Consider the following 19,010-nt stretch of genomic DNA (forward strand, 5'->3'; position numbering starts at 1 on the left):
CGTCACCGCAACAGCTCAAGCAGTGGTTGAATACACGGCATAGTGTCCTGCGTAATACCTTCCAGACGTGTGCCATCATTAAATCGTAAGGATAATCCAATAGCTAGATCCGGTGAGATACCCTCGTCAACCCGAATGCGCGTAAATCCTGTAGGGGAAGTAGTAGGCTTTACAGTCGATTTACGTTTCCAGTAGCCGAACTTTTGCGGGCATAAATCATGTTGCCGACAATAAGCTGCCTGTGATTGGCCTGATGCCTGCCAGTGCTCTATGTGAATAGGCCAGAAAGTCTTTTCCTGTATTTTTTCTAACGCTGCCATTTAAAATTCCCCGTGGTATTTAACAATGGGGATAGTTTGGCATTAATCTGAGTTGCCGTGAAGTACGCTGACTATTGAGCGCTTACCATTATGTCGCCACTAATATGATTTTCATAGGCTCCCCATACTCGTTCAATTGGGTTATATTTACTATGATAAGGAGGGTAGTAGGCCAGTTTTATCTTTATGTTGCTTTTTTCAGCAAACTCCACAAGCCTTTTTATAAACTGAGTTCTGGAGCTACTGTTCTCCATACCATTGTCAGCGTGTGTGTCAGAATATCTACTCCATATTTTTCTTGAATTTCTGGCCAAATTTCTTCCAATCGGTCAACGATGAAATCACTGCTGGCATAGCCTGCTGTAAAGAAAAGGAAAAAATCATCATGTTCAGGCAGATAAAAACCAAAAGGAGTTAACTTTTCCTTAACATCTAAATCATGATCCTCTGCTTTTGTTAAAACCCGATTTCGTCCTCCCCGTGAAAAATTTCCTATATTCATTCTTGCTTTGGCATCAATTGATATACGAATCTCCTTTGGGTTGATATCTGCCATTCCATTGACTGAATGAACTTGTTCAAAAATTGCATCCGTTTCCTTGATTTTCTTATGAGGCTTTGTTTTTTGTACCTTTTTTGGATGGTAACTCAGGTCATTTAATTTTGTATTGATAGTTTTTGAGCAAGGTAATGTTTTTTCATCATAATAATCAATCTCCAGTAAACGTTTTCTAACTTCTTTAGCCGTTAGCCGGGTATATAATCGACAGGAATTAAAAGAGGGATCCGTTTGACACTCCGGTTCAGCAATTTTTTTTATGTCATCAAGTAGATGAGGAAAATGCTCTTCACTTTTATTACGCCCTCTCGCTGAAAAATTATCTTCTATGGGCTGAGTTTCAAGTTCATATTGTCCTTTTCGGATAGTGCCTCTATTCCATCCTGGTTTTTCTTCAGCAATACTTGCACCACCTGAGCCTAGTAGCTCCACCGTTTCAGCCATGAATATACGACGTACCGAGCCTTTTAAACGATGGGCTGTATTTATAATCCAACCTATAATGCTATCTGTTAATATCAACAAGCTTATCTGCCTAGTGTGAGAATAAATTCAGAATTCATTATTATAAATTATTGAGACACAAGCTTACTTCGTTTGGATGATTATTTCTTTCCATCTCCCTTAAGTGACCGCGCGAAGTATACCTACGAAAATGCTTCCAAAGCGTTATAAAATCGTTCGCGTAGATATTTCTTAGTGTAATTTAATACGTGTATAAATCGTACTTTTAAACAGGTTAGATAGCGTTAATAAAGTTGTTTTAAAGTAACCAAATAAAGCAGTCTGGTGCATTATATACAGAGACAAATAAACCATGCGGGCGATAAAACCCCCAATAGTAACCGTCCCCATCAGATTGCCCATAACATTGCCCACGGTGGTGTACTTACCTAAAGAGACGAGTGAACCATAGTCGCGATACATATATTCTATAGGGGGCTTATTATGCATTCGGTTGACTAGTGTTTTATGCAGTGTTCCCGCTTGCTGATGAGCAGCCTGAGCGCGCGGTGGTACGTTTTGCTCATGACCTGGCCATGGACAGGCGGCACAATCACCCAGAGCAAAAATATTGGCATCGTTGGTCTGCAGGGATTGACTCACCACTAATTGATTAATGCGGTTAATTTCCAGGCCGTCTAAATCTTTAAACCAGTCGGGTGCTTTAATGCCCGCTGCCCATACTTTTAAGTCAGCAGGGATGACTTCGCCATCACCAGTTTCTATACTGTTCTCTGTAATTTTGACAACCCGGCGATTGAGCTTTAAATCAACCCCTAATTTGACCAGTTGTTTCTGTGTGGCAATGGACAGGTTTTCGGGAAGGGCGGCTAATAAGCGCGGTGATGCTTCAATAATGGTTATTTTTATCTTATCAACGCCTTCATCCAGGTCATAAATTGCCAGTACTCTGGCGACTTCATACAGCTGAGCGGAAAGCTCTACCCCGGTTGCACCGCCACCAATAATGGCTATGGATAATTGCTGCTCGTTATTATGTTCATGTTGGGCGTGTAATTTTATGCAGGCTTCAACCAGGTGTTTTTGAAACTTAAATGCTTCGGCTACTTTATCCAGAAACATGCAGTGTTCGTCTACGCCTTCAATATTAAAGGTATTACTGATGCTTCCAACCGCCATCACCAAGGTATCGTAATGAAAAGTTCGTTGCGGTATTAATTCTTCGCCCGCTTCGTTAACGGTTGGGCTGACAGTGATTTCCTGTGTTTCCCTATCCAGACTTTGCATTTTACCCAGGCGAAAGTGGAAATGGTTACGGTGAGCCTGCGCTAAGTATTCAAATTCTTCAGCAGCATCCAGTGTTCCTGCGGCGACTTCATGCAGCAAAGGTTTCCATATATGAGTTTGTGAGGCGTCCAGTAAAACAATTTCAGCGATGCCGGGCTTGCCAAGTTTTTTACCCAGACTGGTGGCTAGTTCTAGGCCAGCTGCGCCACCTCCGACTATAAGAATTCTGTGTTTGGGGCTTGTTGTATTCATAGGGGCTTCCTTTGCAGTTTGAATTTTCACACACTATACCTTATTTAACCTAGAAAAATCAGTAGGCGCATAATTAGTAAATATTCGACTAACCCATCTATACAGCAATAAATAAAAAGAGTACGGGACACATCATCCAAAACCCTGTATAAAGGTGTTCATGGAAAGTGCCTCCCAACATTCAGCAGCGTGTCCGCAACGCATAGAGACAGGAGAAATCACAAAGTCTCCCTTTGCTCAAATTGTCATTGAACTGACACAAGCAGAGTATATACAGCTTAAATGGGATGCAAACTATTGGAAAGGACAGTATCACCAGGTCAAACAGAAAAATGAAGATCTTAAGCTAGAGCTTGAATCTGCACAGGCACGCATTCGAGACTTGAAACAACGCCTATTTGGCAAAAAAACTGAAAAAGGCGTTGCCAAGAGAAATAGTTCTGGAAGACATAATCATACTGATACACCTCGGCCTCGTGGCCAGCAAAAAGGTAGCAAGGGACACGGGCGCACTCCCCGTCCTGATTTGCCGATTATTGAAGAAGAGCATGACATTGCTGCTGAAAACACGTTGTGCCTAGTTTGTACAAAACCCTACAAGCTTCTGTCACAGACAGAGGATTCAAATATTGTTGAAATAAAGGTTAACAGCTATATTCGTCGTGTCAAACGAAAGGTGACTGTTCAGGGCTGTCAATGCGAGGGAGTCACCGGATTGATTACGGCTCCTCCTGCACCACGTCTTATCCCCAAAAGTGGTATTGGCATCTCGGTATGGAGAGAAGTTCTGCTTAACAAGTTTCTGTTCTCACGAGCACTCAATAATTTGTGTACAGATTACACACATCGAGGTCTATGCATTGCCCCTGGCACACTCACGGGTGGATTACAGAAGATAGCTCCGCTATTCGAACCGCTCGTCAATGAACTGGTTAAAAAACAACTCACCGAAGATCTATTCCATAATGATGAAACCGGCTGGAAAGTGTTTGAAATCATAGAGGGAAAAACGGGCTACCGCTGGTGGTTGTGGGTCACTCAGTCCCGTTCGGTAGTCTATTACATACTGGCACCTAGCCGTAGTGGTGATATACCCATCAAGTATTTTTCCGGACTGGATAAACACCTGGAACAGGTCATTGTGGTCTGTGATCGTTATAAAGGTTACATTCGGCTGGCACGGGAAATTCCACAGATCATACTGGCTTTCTGCTGGGCACATGTCCGCCGTGACTTTCTGGATGCCGCCAGAAGCTATCCGAAACTTGAAGCATGGATGCTTGATTGGGTCGAACTCATTGCCGAACTCTATCATCTTAACAAGCAACGCCTGAAAGAGTGGGACGAAACAAAAAGCCTGGAAACCCAGAATCAAGACTTCAAGCAACACCATCAAGCCCTTGCACAGGCAAGCCAAAAGATGAAAGAGCGCTACGCGCATTTACTGGAAGCGGAGAAAGAGAACAAAAACCTAGAGCGCATTCAATGCAAGATCCTAAACAGCCTGAATAACCACTGGAAAGGATTGATGGTATTCGTACTCAATCCCCAGGTACCCATGGACAACAATACTGCTGAGCGGCGTATGCGTAATCCCGGTATGGGGCGTAAAAACTATTATGGTTCAGGGAGTCAATGGAGTGCCAGACTGGCAGCCATGATGTTTTCACTGTTTCAGACAATCCTGTTATGGGGATTGAACCCACATCACTGGCTTCACGACTATCTAGATGCCTGTGCGAATAATGGTGGGCAGCCTCCCTCAGACATCCGCCCGTTTATTCCCTGGATGATGAGCGAGTCGCGTAAACAGCAGTTGAGCAAACCCTTGCCTGAACTGACTGCGACTCCACTCGAGTCAGAACAGCCCCAATCACCATGACACGGTATTGTGGACGAAACTTTAGCGAGCAGGAACTGGAACAGATGCGGAAATTGATTGCCGAGGATGCTGGGCGCACGCGTGCCGAACTTTCGCGCCTGACCTGCAGGATGCTTGATTGGTACAAGCCTGATGGGGGGCTCAAGGATATGTCATGCCGTGTTGCCATGCTGCGCATGGCAGAAGATGGACTTATCGCTCTGCCGCCACCACGGCGCAAACCACCCCCGCGACAGAAACTCAACTTTACTGAACAGACGGACCCGCAACCAGCGATCCTCCGGCCTGTTCATGAACTTGCGGCCATCCAGCTTTGTCCAGTCATCACCCGTGATCATTCACGACTATGGAATGAGTACATACATCGCTACCACTACCTGGGGCACAAGCCGCTACCCGGCGCACAGCTTTGCTACTTCGTCATCCTCGACGAGCAAATTATTGCAGCGCTCGGTTTTAGTGCGGCCGCCTGGCAAACGGCACCACGTGATCAGTTTATTGGCTGGAGCCACGAACAGCGGCAAAAAAACCTGCCGTTAGTCGTGAACAATGCCCGTTTTCTGATTATGCCCTGGGTGAAATCCAAAAATCTTGCTTCCACTATTTTATCCATGATAGCTCGTCGCCTTCCTACACAATGGGAAGAGCGTTATGGCATCCGTCCGGTGTTACTGGAAACTTTTGTTGATACCGAGCGATTTGCAGGGACTTGTTACAAAGCCGCCAACTGGATCTACGTAGGTAAAACCAAAGGGCGCGGCAAGTTGGGACCTGCTGGTAAACAAAGCGTACCCATCAAAGACTTATGGCTTTATCCGCTGTGTCGTCAGTTTAGAAGCCACCTAACTCGCTGATTCTAGGTAGTATGTGTTGGTCGAATATTTACGTTTGATTAATCTCAACCTTAGTCAAAATAAACCCTATAAAAAAAACCTATAGCAATCCTACACCTCCTGAAAACAAAACACATGACCCAAATGGGTCAAAGTTAGCATTATGTATTGTGCGCACGAAAAGTTATGGGATCAGGTCTTTCCAGGCAACATCACTCTGTCAACTATAATATAAATAGTCTGCCATAGGATAGGTTTAGCATATACAAATGTGTTATAGAAAGACCCCCCATTTTTAAGAGAGCAATATCCATGTGGTTAAATGACAATAAAATAAACGAAACTGAGATACATACTTATCGAGAGTCTTTATTGCGCGCCACCCCAAATTATATTGTGATTGATAACTTATTTAATGAAGAAAAACTTAACGAAGTATTGAACCTTTTGCAGAAAAAACATCATTGGCAAACACAAAAACACACTTATTCGGCTTTATACGTCGATAACGAACAGTGGCAAACAACAAATATTGAAGAGCGCTTTGTACAGCGTGAAATATGGCAACGTGAAATTAACGAACCTGATTGCGCTGACACCAGTATCGCGCAAAATTTATTGGACTTTTTACGTAGTAAAGAGTTCATGGCGGTGTTATCGCGCATTTTTAATGTAACAATCACTGATATTAACGTAGCTACCCCAGACATTAATACTAACTTTTTTCGCCTTGGCACTAAAGACTTTGTAAAACAACATGCTGACGATTCTCCTGGAAGAGAAATTTGTATGCTCTTGTATTTAAATAAAGACTGGAATATCAATTCTGGTGGTGAGCTAGTCTTTATTGGTAAGGACGATAAACAAGTCAGCATCGCACCATTATATAACCGTTGTGTTTTGTTTACCCCTTCATCAATAGGCTCTGAACATTGGGTGACAATGCTAAATTCTCAAGCATCAATTGAATATCGATACAATGTGGTAAGTTGGTATTGGTCAGAGTAATTCACTTTCTAAAATACACCTACCTCAGATAGAATTACCTTGAAAAACACCGTTAGTAAGTAATAAAGGAAAACAATATGCTATTATTCCCCGCTTATTTTTAATCCGCATTAAACTGACTCCTTAGGAGCGAGGATTTAATAATCCCCGAAAGTATGGTGTAGGATTTTGGCTTCACAGGCGTGTTAGAAAAGCAGGCTACGTAACTACTTTTCTAGCTCGGCTGTGAAGTAAAAAGTCAAGTCAGACTCGGGTATTATTGAATTCTCGCTCCTTGGTCACTTTCTATCATTACTGAACCGCAAGATGAATAAAAAAATTGAATTATTAGCGCCTGGCGGCGATGTTGAAGCCATTAAAGCAGCCGTTATTGCTGGTGCTAATGCAGTGTATTGTGGTTTAGTTAATTTCAATGCTCGCAACAGAGCATCTAATTTGTCTTTTGACGATTTACCTGGAATTTTACGCTTAGCTCACGCGCATGATTGCGAGGTGTTTTTGACCCTAAACGTGGTGATTTTAGAGCAAGAAATGGCGAGTTTAATTAAGATTCTAAACAAACTCGTTAACACTACAATCGATGGCATTATCGTGCAAGATTTGGGTGTTTTCAATGTAGTCAAAAAACACTTTCCTACCTTAAATATTCACGCTTCAACACAGTTAACAACTCATAACGAAGGACAAATAAAGTTTCTTGCAAAAATTGGCGCAACACGGGTTAATTTGTCACGAGAACTTAATATCGACGAAATAAAATCATTAACTTCAGTTGCCCATCAACATGATTTGCTAACCGAAGTTTTTGTACACGGCGCCTTGTGCGTTGCTTTTTCTGGTCAGTGCTATTCTAGCTCTGTGAGCGTGGGTAACTCTGGCAACCGTGGCAGTTGCAGCCAAGCCTGTCGCGATGAATATGAAGTCACAGAAACAGGCAATGTCTACCCGCTTAACCTAAAAGATAATTCTGCCTATTTCGATCTTCCAGCACTCGTTGATGCACAGGTTGATTCCCTTAAAGTTGAAGGCCGCATCAAAAATTCACACTATGTCTATACCGTTGTTGACACTTGGCGTAAACAGATCGACACGTTTGAAAAGTCAGGACAGTTACAAAATGATGATTCAAACTTACATCGTGTTTTTAACCGTGGCTTTACCAACTCTTTTTTAAAGGGTGATCTCACCAAGGATATGTTTATCGACAGTCCGCGTGATTACAGCCTTAAACATGCGATAAAAGAAAGTAAGGTTGTTTCATTGAAAGATATCGAGCAAGTTAAGAAAGAGCATTATCAGCAAAAAAATAGTCTGGGTGACGAACTTGCTGAAAAAATCAAAGACCTTAGCATTGCCAAACAAAGTATTTCTTTGTTTTTCACCGGCAAATTGAATGAGCCATTAACGTTAACTCTCATCATAGGTGATAACGATAAAACACATAGTCTAAAAACAGAATCCACGCTAAGCTCTGCCCAGCAATTACCCATTAATCAGCCTGCCTTAGAAAGAAGTTTCAAAAACTTTGCTTTCAATCATTTTGACATTAACGATTTTAATTGCACTGGCTTGGGTGAAAATTTAATCATTCCGTTTAAGGAAATAACCACGCTTAAAAATCAAGCGACTTTGTTGCTCACTAATTCTGCCAAAATAGTTCCTCACGTCAATGTTCCCGAATTAGTTAAGCATAAAAAACGTTTCGACAAGCTGAGTCTGTCAATTTTAATAGCAGACGTAAAAGATATGTATTTATGTGATTTAACCCAGGCAGATGTGTATTTCAAATTACCTGAAAGTCTAAAAAAAGGCTGCAATAAACACATTGATATTTTATTGAATAACCCACGTTTAATTCCGTGGTTTCCAGCAGTTTTAATTGGCAAAGATTATGACGAATCTGTACGAATTTTAGAATATGTTCGTCCCAAACGTATTGTCAGCAATAACACCGGCATTGCATACAAAGCATTTGAAATGGGCATTGAGTGGATTGCAGGCCCCTTTTTAAACACCACCAATTCATATGCATTATTAACCCTTCAAGAGGAATTAAATTGTGCTGGCGCTTTTATTTCAAACGAGATTAACCGCGTGCAAATCAAAAAAATCGCACGACCTAACAACTTCAAATTGTTATACAGTATTTATCATCCTATTTTAATGATGACCAGCAGGCAATGCTTCTTCCAACGTACCGTCGGTTGTGAAAAAACCAGTATTGAAGATGGCTGTATGCTGAAGTGCGAAAAATCGACCACTATCACCAATACTAATGGCGTTTCTTTTGCCGTTGATAAACAAAAAGGTGGCTACCCCAGCATCTACAATAATGAGCAATTTTTAAATGTAGACATAGTGAATGATCTTGGTGATTTATTTGATGAATTTTTTATTGATCTCACTGACATTGGTTCTGGGTCTAAAGCTGAGCCAGACAAAGCACAATTAATTACTCAATTTGAAAATATCCTAAACGGTGATGAGAATGCACAGCAAAACCTTGACCAAATGGTAGCACTATCGACTAGAAACCAATATAGGAAAGGACTGTAAATAGCACACTCTTATGACTCACCCCATACTGTACTCCTTGCAAAACTGCCCCTATGCAATGCGCGCTAGACTTGCCATTTTAATGTCTCAACAAAGCGTATTAATTCGCGCTATTGTGATGAAAAACAAACCTGCCGAACAATTAGCGCTTTCCCCAAAAGGCACAGTGCCCGTTTTAGTGTTAGGCACTGAGCCTAGCACTCACGTTATCGATGAAAGCCTAGATATTATGTTATGGGCTCTTAATCTTAATGACCCTGACAATTTACTTTATGCAGAAGATGCAAAAGCATTGCCTGAAATGCTGACAATAATTAATAAAAATGACCAACAATTTAAACCCAACTTAGAACGCTACAAACGTGCAAAACGTTTTCATGGAGATGATGAAGAAGAGTGCCGCCTACAATGCGAACCTTTTATCCAGGCATTAGAACAGCGCTTGTCACAACAACCCTTTTTAATGGGCTCTACACCCAGCTTGCTTGATTTTGCATTATTACCTTTTGTGCGGCAGTTCTCTCGAGTCAATCGACAACACTATTTACATGGCCCTTATACTCATTTGCAAAATTGGTTAAAACACCATTTACAAAGCCGGTTATTTTCCAAGGCCATGCTTAAATATCCGTTATGGTTAGAGACACATGAAGAAATCATACTGGGTAAGCCAGCTTCTCTAGAATCTTAAAGTCACAAACAAGCCGTGCCACTTTTTTATAATGGAACTGCCTTTTCCGCTGGGTACTCAACCTATGCCTGACATAATAATAAAGGGATATCAACGATCCGTCCTAGCGAGTAGAGACATCAATAAATATATTAGCCCATTCTGAGGCGTATGATAGATTGAGATACTTTGTAGTTGAGGGATAGATAGAAATAACTACTTATTCCCTTTTCAAAAGGATACCTGATTACGTACAACTCTCAGCTACAGTAGAATAAACCTAGAAAATCAGCATATTAAAAACCTCGTCATTCCCGAAGTCTTTTATCGGGAATCTGCACTAAACCCATGAGATTCCTGCTAAAAGCTTGCAGGAATGACGGAGAATAGCTGAGAGTTATGGGTAATCAGGAAAGGATATAACTAAATCAATAAAACCGTGAAAACTGATACTGAAGATGAAAAGCTAAACAAGGTTATCCACTACCATCAACAAACCAAAGTAAGCGCTCAATAGTCAGCGTACTTCACGGCAACTCAGATTAATGCCAAACTATCCCCATTGTTAAATACCACGGGGAATTTTAAATGGCAGCGTTAGAAAAAATACAGGAAAAGACTTTCTGGCCTATTCACATAGAGCACTGGCAGGCATCAGGCCAATCACAGGCAGCTTAGGGAGATGGAAAGAAATAATCATCCAAACGAAGTAAGCTTGTGTCTCAATAATTTATAATAATGAATTCTGAATTTATTCTCACACTAGGCAGATAAGCTTGTTGATATTAACAGATAGCATTATAGGTTGGATTATAAATACAGCCCATCGTTTAAAAGGCTCGGTACGTCGTATATTCATGGCTGAAACGGTGGAGCTACTAGGCTCAGGTGGTGCAAGTATTGCTGAAGAAAAACTAGGATGGAATAGAGGCACTATCCGAAAAGGACAATATGAACTTGAAACTCAGCCCATAGAAGATAATTTTTCAGCGAGAGGGCGTAATAAAAGTGAAGAGCATTTTCCTCATCTACTTGATGACATAAAAAAAATTGCTGAACCGGAGTGTCAAACGGATCCCTCTTTTAATTCCTGTCGATTATATACCCGGCTAACGGCTAAAGAAGTTAGAAAACGTTTACTGGAGATTGATTATTACGATGAAAAAACATTACCTTGCTCAAAAACTATCAATACAAAATTAAATGACCTGAGTTACCATCCAAAAAAGGTACAAAAAACAAAGCCTCATAAGAAAATCAAGGAAACGGATGCAATTTTTGAACAAGTTCATTCAGTCAATGGAATGGCAGATATCAACCCAAAAGAGATTCGTATATCAATTGATGCCAAAGCAAGAATGAATATAGGAAATTTTTCACGGGGAGGACGAAATCGGGTTTTAACAAAAGCAGAGGATCATGATTTAGATGTTAAGGAAAAGTTAACTCCTTTTGGTTTTTATCTGCCTGAACATGATGATTTTTTCCTTTTCTTTACAGCAGGCTATGCCAGCAGTGATTTCATCGTTGACCGATTGGAAGAAATTTGGCCAGAAATTCAAGAAAAATATGGAGTAGATATTCTGACAATTAACGCTGACAATGGTATGGAGAACAGTAGCTCCAGAACTCAGTTTATAAAAAGGCTTGTGGAGTTTGCTGAAAAAAGCAACATAAAGATAAAACTGGCCTACTACCCTCCTTATCATAGTAAATATAACCCAATTGAACGAGTATGGGGAGCCTATGAAAATCATATTAGTGGCGACATAATGGATACAGTTGAAACAACTTTAAAATTTGCCAAAAGTATGACCTACAATGGCAAAGCACCTATTGTTAAATTAACAGAAAAAATATATGAAACAGGAGTAAAGGTAGGTAAAAAAGCAATGAAGACGTATTATCAGTTTGTTGACCGAATGCCATCGTTGGAGAAATGGTTTTTGACCATTTCTCCTGGTTGTTCTGGATGATTATTTCTTTCCATCTCCCTTATTGTCGGCAACATGATTTATGCCCGCAAAAGTTCGGCTACTGGAAACGTAAATCGACTGTAAAGCCTACTACTTCCCCTACAGGATTTACGCGCATTCGGGTTGACGAGGGTATCTCACCGGATCTAGCTATTGGATTATCCTTACGATTTAATGATGGCACACGTCTGGAAGGTATTACGCAGGACACTATGTCGTGTATTCAACCACTGCTTGAGCTGTTGCGGTGACGGTTGTTATGCGTCCATCCCTGTCTTTAACGGAGGTGTATCTGTATCGGCGTCCCATTGATTTTCGTAAGTCACACCGAGGGCTATCGGCGATTGTTGAATGTGAGTTAGGGCATAATCCTTTTGAGGGGGCTCTCTATGCCTTTACGAATAAACAGCGGAATAAGATTAAATGTCTGTTCTGGGAAGATAATGGTTTTGTCCTTTATTACAAGTCATTGGTAGAAGACAAATTTAAGTGGCCTAAAGGTGATGAAGAGACATTAACCTTAACAGGACAGCCGTTAAACTGGTTGCTGGATGGCTTTGATATTAGCGCGATGAAGGGTCATAAAAAACTTCAATATGAGTCTGTTTTTTAGCTGTTTTTGTGTTCATTATTGCCACTATAAAGGCTATAATAAAGCCATGATTTTAGCCGATATTTCAAATATAAAACAACAAGATAAAGCCGGTTCTTTGCTGTCGGAGAGTGTTGCTTTGTTGCTTGAAAAAGAAGAGGCTATTGATGAACTGACGCGTGTGATTGAAGTTAAGTCTGGGGTGATTTCCGAACAGAAAAAACGCATCCTTATTCTGGAAGAGGTACTACGCTTATCTAAAATAAAACGCTTTGGGTCATCGAGTGAACAATCTCATCAATCCTCTTTGTTTGATGAAGCAGAGAATGAAGCAGATAGCAGCGAGGAATTAGACCAGGAAGCTGATGAAGCACCTGAGGGCGATAAGCAGACAAGTTCTACTGGCACGAAGAAAAAGCCGGGACGCAAACCCTTTTCGGATAAGTTACCCCGCGAGCAAATTTTTATTCATTTAACGGATGAAGAAAAAGAAGGCGCTATTGATACTTTCTTCACGAAAGTGAAAGAAGAGCTGGATATTATTCCTGCTAAAGTACGTGTTCTTGAATACATGCAGGAAAAAGCGGTCTTTGTCGAACAGATTGAAGGCGAAAAGCAACGCCAGGTTAAAGCCGCACAAATGCCCAGACACCCTATTGCCAGAGCAATGGGAAGCATCAGTTTAATGTGCTTTGTTATTATCGCCAAGTATGCTGACGGCTTACCTTTATATCGGCAAGAAGGCATCTTGTCTCGTTATGGGGGTGACATCTCCAGAGCGACATTAGCAAACTGGATGATCGCACTGGCTAAACAACTTCAGCCCCTGATTAATCTGATGCGAGAGCATCAACACACAGGGGCAGTCATACTCGCTGATGAAACGCGGGTTCAGGTATTAAAAGAACCGGGGCGGCCAGCGACCTCAGATAAATATATGTGGGTGACGCTTGGCGGGCCACCGGGTGAAAAAAGCATCCTGTTTGAATACGATCCCTCTCGTAGTGGAGACGTCCCCATGCGCCTGCTTGACGGCTTTAGTGGCTATCTGCAAACCGATGGCTATGCGGGGTACAATGCCGTGTGCCAAAAAAACAGCATCACCCAGCTGGGGTGCTGGGATCATGCGCGTCGTTATTTTAAAGATGCCCAGAATGCACAGCCTAAACGCAAAAAGGGACAAAATAACAAACCCTCAAAAGCAGGTAAAGCGCTGAGCCTGATCAATAAACTGTATGTCATTGAGCGAGAAATTAAAGACCTGTCAGTGGATGAAAAATATCAGCAGCGCCAGGAGAAGAGCATTCCTGTATTGAACCAGCTCAAAGCCTATCTGGAAGAAAACCAGCATAAAGTACCTAAAGATAGCCTGACAGGAAAGGCAATGACTTACCTGAGTAACCAGTGGGAAAAACTCAATGTGTATTGCACCCATGGTGAACTCAATATTAGCAACATCCTGGCAGAAAATGCGATTCGCCCGTTTGTGATAGGGCGCAAAGCCTGGTTATTTTCTGATACCCCTGCGGGTGCTCGTGCCAGTGCAATACATTACAGCCTGATAGAAACAGCTAAAGCAAATGGGCTGGAGCCTTATGCATATCTTAAGCAGGTTCTCACTGCTTTACCTTATGCTGATACGGTTGATAAAGTGGAGGCTTTGTTGCCCTGGAATATTAAAAAATCAGATACGCCTGAATAGGGCAAGTACGTGCTTCGTTGAGCGCTTACCACTCTATCGCTGGCAGCATATTTTGTGGAATACGAAGAATAACGTCGTAGTGAGCCTTAGGTTACTGGTTTGCCAGATTATTCTTTGTTATCTTATCTCTTAAAGGGAACACTCATGGGATAACTGGACAATAGGCATAAAAAAACCAGCTCGACGGCTGGTTTATTTTTGAAAACCTCAATGTTTTCAAAAGTCTTCTATGGTGGGTCCTGCGAGATTCGAACTCGCGACCATCGCATTAAAAGAAATGTACTCAATGCATGAGTGCTTTAAAATCAATTACTTACAGGACTTGCCCAATCAAATCCTACTACACCACCACCACTACACCCAATGCGGCTTGTATTCTGGTGATGTTACAAAATTACTACAGCTGTTATTTGTACTAGGTATAGTTTTCTTATTATTTCCAACAAACAGCTACCGGTGGAAACTGCTTTAGGCAAGCGCCCTTCTATACTTATCTCTAGCCTACAAAATAGGTCTCTTTCAGTAAGAAAAACAAAGCAGAAAATCTTTCTTTTTGTCTCCCCTAGATAAAAGCTAACTTTTTAAGTGTATAATGTGTATCAAAATACACAACAGGAAATGAACTTATGCGTACCAATATTGTTATAGATGATGATTTAATAAATGAAGCAATTAGCTTAACGGGAATTCGAACTAAACGTGAATTAGTTGATTTAGCGTTACAAGAATTAGTTACAAAACGTAAAAAGAAGGATTTATTCAAACTTGCAGGTCAAATAGAATTCAGGGAAGATTTTAATCACAAGGAAGATCGAGTAATGCGCCATGATTTTGATTGATACCTCAGTTTGGATCCGTATTTTTAAAGATAAAAAGGGAACTGAAGCTAAACGCATACAAATCTGGCTAGATGAACGCGAAGCTGTTTTAACACGATTTAATCAGTTAGAGCTTTTACAAGGTTGTCGTGATAACAAAGAATGGTTATTACTGAGTAGTTATCTTGAAAACCAAACCTATATTGAAGCAATAAACGATACATGGCAATCTGCTGCTCGTATTTATTATGATTTGCGTCGTCAAGGATTGACAGTACGCAGTCCCATCGATTGCTGTATTGCTCAAATTGCGATAGAGAATGACTTATTACTCCTGCACAACGATAAAGACTTCAATGTTATTCATAAAGTAAGACCTTTAGTTCATCACCAATGGCTGTAATACTGATAACTCTTATAACTAAGCCCTTATTTTTGTTAAAAATATTTTTTCTCTTGACCAGGCATGCTTGAGTAATTCCCGATCCCGATTACTTATTTATTTTGGTCAAAACTCACCATAGAGACGGGGACAATTGTATCGCTTTCCTTCTCAAGACCTGGTGCTATGCAATTATATCAACCCCTTTTCTATCAACTATAGAAAGTAGCTTAAGAGTTGCTCCACTAGGCTTACTTTCACCTTGTTCCCATTTTTTCACGGCTCTATCAGACACATTTAAATAAGCAGCAAACACTGCTTGACTAAGGCCTACTTTCTTTCTAATTAAACTAATCTGTTTTGCAGTATAGTTTGGCACGGGAGATAATGATTTAACATTGAATTTCCTTAATGTTACTTTATTGATTGCACCAACTTCATGGAGATCTGCAGCCATTTCACTTATTGTTTCTTGGACATTATTCATTTAAAAACACCTCTACTAAACTCTGTTTATCAATTAAAACTGTAAGTTGCTCATCATTCAAACTAAGAAAAGCTTCAGCCATTACTTTAAACCCTTCAAGTTCATTTTTTTCAATATTATCCTTTTCTCCCTTAGAAAACCCATGAGCAAATATTGCTTTATTGCCTATCTTCATTAAAATGATTGTTCGATGTGAACTTCGTTTACCACGACCATGTATCCCAATCCTTTTTTTGTACACATCTCCACCTAAATTTGCATCTATTAGACCTGTTTGTATTTCAACTATCGATTTTTTCAGGTCATCATCACTCATTCCCTGCTTTTTAGCCCATTTTACAAATGTTTTATATTTGAAGATTCTCATATTTACAACAACTCCCTGCCTTAATATATACCCTTGTGTTCACCACTTCAAAATTAAAATAGTTTTCCTCTTACCGAATGTTAGCGCCAACGCACTCCCGCAAGTATTTGCCGCAGAATAAATTACCCATAAAACAACTTTTACATAAATGAAAGAAAACAGAAGGTGGGGAAAGGTAATCCCCCTCCAATTACAAATACAACTACTTCAGCCTTGTCCCCTTATGGCCCTTATAAACAGCAATCCCATGTACTTTATAGTCAAGAACATCGGTAATTTCTATGGGTGGGTAACGCCTGGTTAAGTCTTCAAAGAAAGATTTATCAGCCATTGTTACATATTGCATAATTGTGGGTGGTTGTTCTCCAAACTGTACAAGTACATAGTCCTTTGTATCCATAGTGACATCAGGATCAAAAATAATGTAGTCATCCAGAACGGCAAAATCACCGCACCCTTCTTTGCCGACTGAAACAGCAAAGGCCTTATTACTAATTTCAAAATCCAATTTTATATACACTTTTTCATACTCCAATTTGTTGATGGAGTTAATAAAGGTGCAAAAGTCATGCGCTTCCATTTCACCTATAGGAAACGCTAAGAAATCAGTGCGATATGTTTTGTTTGTGGTATTTGACGCAGAATCATGCGCCATATCACTTCTTTGTGTATGACAGTTATCTAGCCAGCCATTCTCTTTGTTAAAAGCCTCCTCAATTTGCCGGGCGATTCTATTGCCAATATTCTTGATGGGGTTGCCCCCTATAAAATGACTAACTTGCGGTTGTGATTTACCCAGTCTCACAGACATAGCAACCACGCCACCTATTGAGTTAGCCAGATACCTTGCGTTTTCGAGTCTTATTTCTGAAATATTCATAGTTTTATTATACACCATTAATACCTTTTAGGTAATTCATTAAAAGGTAATGACTTGCTTTTGTATTATCTTGCTGATAATATTTAACTTTACAAATACATGAGAGGGACTTATGAAACAAGATTTTAGAGCATTATTTTTGGCGATGTCTGAGCTTGAAAAAGTGATATACGCACAAAAAGCGGGTACCTCTGCAGCTTATATACAGGCACATCTCATTACGCGTTACAAGATCCCCCGTAAAAAGCTGATGCTTAGCCTGGCTGAAGCGAGTGAAGATAGCGTTAGCGTTACTGATTTAACAAACTTTTTTTATGCAAAAGTTGAACCCAGAAAAAAAAGAAATAAGAAGAGTGCATGTTCGCCCCTCTTAGATTGTCAATAACGCAAAGCAGGCCTGAAGAAATGATTAAAATAACCATTGTGAGTACCAAAGGCGGTGTTGGAAAAACAACCTTAACAGCTAATTTAGGCGGTTTGCTCGCCGACTCTGGTTACCGCGTTCTATTAATTGACGCAGACCCTCAGCCAACACTCTCTAGTTATTATGCATTAAAAGAGAAAACCGACAATGGCCTAACGCATTTTCTTATCAACTCTGATAGTCGTACTGTTATCTCTCATACACATATTGATAATCTGGATATCATTGTATCGGATGATCCCAATGTAAAATTAAGAGACTGGATACGTGATACACCGGATGGTCGAGTACGATTGAAGCACATATTGTCACAATTGGATAATCAATACGATTTTGTTTTACTCGATACCCAGGGAGCAGTAGGCCCCCTTCAAGATGCTGCCGTGACCGCTGCAGACTTTATGCTCTCCCCTATTCCCCCGGAAATCTTATCGGCCAAAGAATTTGTCCGGGGAACTGTTAAAATGATTGAAAGATTACAACCCATGGCGAGATTAGGTGCGCCTATAGGCCCTCTTCGCGGCATCATTTATCGTCAGGATAGAACAGTTGATGCCAGAATTATCACCGAAGAATTAAGAGCCGCATCATTTACCCCTAGCAAAGGGGCGATTACAATCCTTAATACTGTTATCCCCAGCTCAGTTGTGTACAGAGAAGCTGCGACTCAAAAAATCCCCGTGCATCGATTAGAGCAAAAAAACAAACGAAATAATAATTTGTCAGCAAAGCAAATTATGGTTGAACTCGCTCGTGAATTAATCCCTAACCTTCCAGATATAGCGTAAAGACCGATGACAACAAAAGCAAGGGCAACAAAAAAGCAGGTACAGGGTATGTTATTAGAGGGTAATTTTGCAGAGCATACTGATACACCCTTAACACTATCAGACCCGTTAACGGTCACCCAAATGATTTTAAAGCTATCTGAAATCAAAGCGTATGACAAAAACCCACGCAAAGAAAAAAATCCGCTTTATGATGAAATCAAAGCCTCCGTTCTAAGTAATAAACGACTGAATAACCGGGTAGCTCAGGGTCTCGCGACCCTTTGCCCCCTAAGAACCGTACTTGCGAGTTTCCCAGCATACGGCTCAAGCCCTTCAAAAGCCAGAATAAACTGACCCAGCTGCCTTATTATTCAACAGTAAACTCATTTTATTTAGTGTAAAATGATGTATTTTCCATCACTAACTTTACTACCAAAAACAATGTCTGTTGAACAAATTTAATAGCCAACCTTTGCGATACGTATCTACAGCCGATAATACATATTGCTATGCCAGAAGGTGCACCAGCCAAAGGCCGTCATTTGCGTTTCCTTCTTAAAACCGGTTCTCTAAACTCTCTCGCAACGAAGCACCAAATGGACGTGCGCACACTTTCGTGTCGGACAAATCTTGAATCCGTATCAACTACATTACATAATCGCCTTCGCTTTTTCCATTCTCTCATCGACGCATGGCCATCAGCACCCCTTGCGGGCAGCTTTCTCCATTGCTGGAGGACGATACGACATTGCCACGTTCCACATAAATATCTTAACGAAC

At 40.7% G+C, this 19,010-nt stretch carries 21 protein-coding genes; 14 read left to right on the plus strand and 7 right to left on the minus strand.

All coding sequences use genetic code 11. The features are described from left to right. Positions 1-2: 2 nt before the first annotated feature. From tnpA (ACQY3F_RS15890) to ACQY3F_RS15905, 4 genes are all read right to left on the minus strand, one after another. The gene (tnpA, locus tag ACQY3F_RS15890; protein ID WP_428353701.1) at positions 3-320 is read right to left on the minus strand and encodes an IS66 family insertion sequence element accessory protein TnpA; all 318 of its coding nucleotides are present in this window, start codon (positions 318-320) and stop codon (positions 3-5) included. A 71-nt stretch (positions 321-391) separates the two neighbouring features. After that, positions 392-574, minus strand: coding sequence for an ISAzo13-like element transposase-related protein (locus tag ACQY3F_RS15895; RefSeq protein ID WP_428355917.1), 183 nt, complete (start codon positions 572-574; stop codon positions 392-394). Further along, complete coding sequence (locus tag ACQY3F_RS15900) at positions 541-1,401, minus strand: ISAzo13-like element transposase-related protein (protein WP_428355919.1); 861 nt, start codon at positions 1,399-1,401, stop codon at positions 541-543. The genes ACQY3F_RS15895 and ACQY3F_RS15900 overlap by 34 nt, the downstream gene beginning before the upstream one ends. Positions 1,402-1,575: 174 nt before the next feature. Then, entirely contained in the window at positions 1,576-2,883 is a 1,308-nt protein-coding gene (locus ACQY3F_RS15905) for an NAD(P)/FAD-dependent oxidoreductase (RefSeq protein ID WP_428355920.1), read from the minus strand. Between the two features lie 160 nt (positions 2,884-3,043). Here ACQY3F_RS15905 and tnpC (ACQY3F_RS15910) point away from each other — a divergent pair, with 160 nt between their 5' ends. From tnpC (ACQY3F_RS15910) to vapC, 11 genes are all read left to right on the plus strand, one after another. Beyond that, entirely contained in the window at positions 3,044-4,765 is a 1,722-nt protein-coding gene (tnpC, locus tag ACQY3F_RS15910; RefSeq protein ID WP_428355921.1) for an IS66 family transposase, read from the plus strand. After that, on the plus strand, positions 4,762-5,619 hold the full coding sequence (locus ACQY3F_RS15915) for a Druantia anti-phage system protein DruA (protein WP_428355056.1): 858 nt from the start codon (positions 4,762-4,764) through the stop codon (positions 5,617-5,619). Before tnpC (ACQY3F_RS15910) ends, ACQY3F_RS15915 begins: the two co-directional genes overlap by 4 nt. Before the next feature lie 291 nt (positions 5,620-5,910). Further along, positions 5,911-6,606, plus strand: a complete 696-nt coding sequence (locus ACQY3F_RS15920; protein WP_428355923.1) for a 2OG-Fe(II) oxygenase — start codon at positions 5,911-5,913, stop codon at positions 6,604-6,606. A gap of 306 nt (positions 6,607-6,912) precedes the next feature. Continuing rightward, entirely contained in the window at positions 6,913-9,162 is a 2,250-nt protein-coding gene (locus ACQY3F_RS15925) for a peptidase U32 family protein (protein ID WP_428355924.1), read from the plus strand. 13 nt (positions 9,163-9,175) lie between these two features. Then, a complete protein-coding gene (locus ACQY3F_RS15930) occupies positions 9,176-9,853 on the plus strand; it encodes a glutathione S-transferase (protein ID WP_428355925.1) in 678 nt (225 codons plus the stop codon). A 758-nt stretch (positions 9,854-10,611) separates the two neighbouring features. Then, positions 10,612-11,808 carry an ISAzo13 family transposase gene (locus ACQY3F_RS15935; RefSeq protein WP_428352931.1) on the plus strand — a complete coding sequence of 399 codons (1,197 nt, stop codon included), beginning with the start codon at positions 10,612-10,614 and terminating at the stop codon, positions 11,806-11,808. Next, positions 11,805-12,059 carry an IS66 family insertion sequence element accessory protein TnpA gene (gene tnpA / locus ACQY3F_RS15940; RefSeq protein ID WP_428355927.1) on the plus strand — a complete coding sequence of 85 codons (255 nt, stop codon included), beginning with the start codon at positions 11,805-11,807 and terminating at the stop codon, positions 12,057-12,059. The genes ACQY3F_RS15935 and tnpA (ACQY3F_RS15940) overlap by 4 nt, the downstream gene beginning before the upstream one ends. Positions 12,060-12,067: 8 nt before the next feature. Next, on the plus strand, positions 12,068-12,421 hold the full coding sequence (gene tnpB / locus ACQY3F_RS15945; protein WP_428353775.1) for an IS66 family insertion sequence element accessory protein TnpB: 354 nt from the start codon (positions 12,068-12,070) through the stop codon (positions 12,419-12,421). Between the two features lie 46 nt (positions 12,422-12,467). Then, on the plus strand, positions 12,468-14,102 hold the full coding sequence (gene tnpC / locus ACQY3F_RS15950; protein ID WP_428355929.1) for an IS66 family transposase: 1,635 nt from the start codon (positions 12,468-12,470) through the stop codon (positions 14,100-14,102). Positions 14,103-14,728: 626 nt separating this feature from the next. Then, positions 14,729-14,941 carry a type II toxin-antitoxin system VapB family antitoxin gene (locus tag ACQY3F_RS15955; protein WP_428355930.1) on the plus strand — a complete coding sequence of 71 codons (213 nt, stop codon included), beginning with the start codon at positions 14,729-14,731 and terminating at the stop codon, positions 14,939-14,941. Then, positions 14,928-15,323, plus strand: a complete 396-nt coding sequence (gene vapC, locus ACQY3F_RS15960) for a type II toxin-antitoxin system VapC family toxin (protein ID WP_428355931.1) — start codon at positions 14,928-14,930, stop codon at positions 15,321-15,323. Before ACQY3F_RS15955 ends, vapC begins: the two co-directional genes overlap by 14 nt. Before the next feature lie 163 nt (positions 15,324-15,486). Here the strand turns inward: vapC and ACQY3F_RS15965 are convergent, their stop codons facing one another. The 3 genes from ACQY3F_RS15965 to ACQY3F_RS15975 all read right to left on the minus strand — a co-directional run bounded on the left by ACQY3F_RS15965 (position 15,487) and on the right by ACQY3F_RS15975 (position 17,036). Beyond that, positions 15,487-15,789, minus strand: coding sequence for a helix-turn-helix domain-containing protein (locus ACQY3F_RS15965; protein ID WP_428355932.1), 303 nt, complete (start codon positions 15,787-15,789; stop codon positions 15,487-15,489). Then, entirely contained in the window at positions 15,782-16,156 is a 375-nt protein-coding gene (locus ACQY3F_RS15970; protein WP_428355934.1) for a type II toxin-antitoxin system RelE/ParE family toxin, read from the minus strand. The genes ACQY3F_RS15965 and ACQY3F_RS15970 overlap by 8 nt, the downstream gene beginning before the upstream one ends. A gap of 202 nt (positions 16,157-16,358) precedes the next feature. Then, positions 16,359-17,036 (minus strand): hypothetical protein, encoded by a 678-nt coding sequence (locus ACQY3F_RS15975; RefSeq protein ID WP_428355935.1) that lies wholly within the window; start codon positions 17,034-17,036, stop codon positions 16,359-16,361. Positions 17,037-17,148: 112 nt separating this feature from the next. On the opposite strand from ACQY3F_RS15975, the gene ACQY3F_RS15980 reads away from it, so the two are divergent. The 3 genes from ACQY3F_RS15980 to ACQY3F_RS15990 are packed head-to-tail and all read left to right on the plus strand — an operon-like array spanning position 17,149 to position 18,584. Beyond that, positions 17,149-17,421: a hypothetical protein gene (locus ACQY3F_RS15980; RefSeq protein WP_428355937.1), complete on the plus strand. Its 273-nt coding sequence runs from the start codon at positions 17,149-17,151 to the stop codon at positions 17,419-17,421. A gap of 20 nt (positions 17,422-17,441) precedes the next feature. Beyond that, complete coding sequence (locus ACQY3F_RS15985) at positions 17,442-18,248, plus strand: ParA family protein (RefSeq protein ID WP_428355938.1); 807 nt, start codon at positions 17,442-17,444, stop codon at positions 18,246-18,248. A gap of 6 nt (positions 18,249-18,254) precedes the next feature. Next, positions 18,255-18,584, plus strand: coding sequence for a hypothetical protein (locus ACQY3F_RS15990; RefSeq protein WP_428355939.1), 330 nt, complete (start codon positions 18,255-18,257; stop codon positions 18,582-18,584). Positions 18,585-19,010 lie beyond the last annotated feature (426 nt).

The organism is Methyloprofundus sp. (assembly GCF_965251085.1).
Classification (GTDB): domain Bacteria; phylum Pseudomonadota; class Gammaproteobacteria; order Methylococcales; family Methylomonadaceae; genus Methyloprofundus.

Coding starts and splice junctions, on each gene's coding strand:
- ACQY3F_RS15970 (WP_428355934.1), bottom strand. CDS start 16,156: ATGAGAATCTTCAAATATAAAACATTTGTAAAATGGGCTAAAAAGCAG.
- ACQY3F_RS15980 (WP_428355937.1), top strand. CDS start 17,149: ATGAAACAAGATTTTAGAGCATTATTTTTGGCGATGTCTGAGCTTGAA.
- vapC (WP_428355931.1), top strand. CDS start 14,928: ATGATTTTGATTGATACCTCAGTTTGGATCCGTATTTTTAAAGATAAA.
- ACQY3F_RS15930 (WP_428355925.1), top strand. CDS start 9,176: ATGACTCACCCCATACTGTACTCCTTGCAAAACTGCCCCTATGCAATG.
- ACQY3F_RS15920 (WP_428355923.1), top strand. CDS start 5,911: ATGTGGTTAAATGACAATAAAATAAACGAAACTGAGATACATACTTAT.
- ACQY3F_RS15895 (WP_428355917.1), bottom strand. CDS start 574: ATGGAGAACAGTAGCTCCAGAACTCAGTTTATAAAAAGGCTTGTGGAG.
- ACQY3F_RS15955 (WP_428355930.1), top strand. CDS start 14,729: ATGCGTACCAATATTGTTATAGATGATGATTTAATAAATGAAGCAATT.
- ACQY3F_RS15905 (WP_428355920.1), bottom strand. CDS start 2,883: ATGAATACAACAAGCCCCAAACACAGAATTCTTATAGTCGGAGGTGGC.
- tnpA (WP_428355927.1), top strand. CDS start 11,805: ATGATTATTTCTTTCCATCTCCCTTATTGTCGGCAACATGATTTATGC.
- tnpC (WP_428355929.1), top strand. CDS start 12,468: ATGATTTTAGCCGATATTTCAAATATAAAACAACAAGATAAAGCCGGT.
- ACQY3F_RS15985 (WP_428355938.1), top strand. CDS start 17,442: ATGATTAAAATAACCATTGTGAGTACCAAAGGCGGTGTTGGAAAAACA.
- ACQY3F_RS15925 (WP_428355924.1), top strand. CDS start 6,913: ATGAATAAAAAAATTGAATTATTAGCGCCTGGCGGCGATGTTGAAGCC.
- tnpB (WP_428353775.1), top strand. CDS start 12,068: ATGCGTCCATCCCTGTCTTTAACGGAGGTGTATCTGTATCGGCGTCCC.
- ACQY3F_RS15990 (WP_428355939.1), top strand. CDS start 18,255: ATGACAACAAAAGCAAGGGCAACAAAAAAGCAGGTACAGGGTATGTTA.
- ACQY3F_RS15975 (WP_428355935.1), bottom strand. CDS start 17,036: ATGAATATTTCAGAAATAAGACTCGAAAACGCAAGGTATCTGGCTAAC.
- tnpC (WP_428355921.1), top strand. CDS start 3,044: ATGGAAAGTGCCTCCCAACATTCAGCAGCGTGTCCGCAACGCATAGAG.
- ACQY3F_RS15965 (WP_428355932.1), bottom strand. CDS start 15,789: ATGAATAATGTCCAAGAAACAATAAGTGAAATGGCTGCAGATCTCCAT.
- ACQY3F_RS15915 (WP_428355056.1), top strand. CDS start 4,762: ATGACACGGTATTGTGGACGAAACTTTAGCGAGCAGGAACTGGAACAG.
- tnpA (WP_428353701.1), bottom strand. CDS start 320: ATGGCAGCGTTAGAAAAAATACAGGAAAAGACTTTCTGGCCTATTCAC.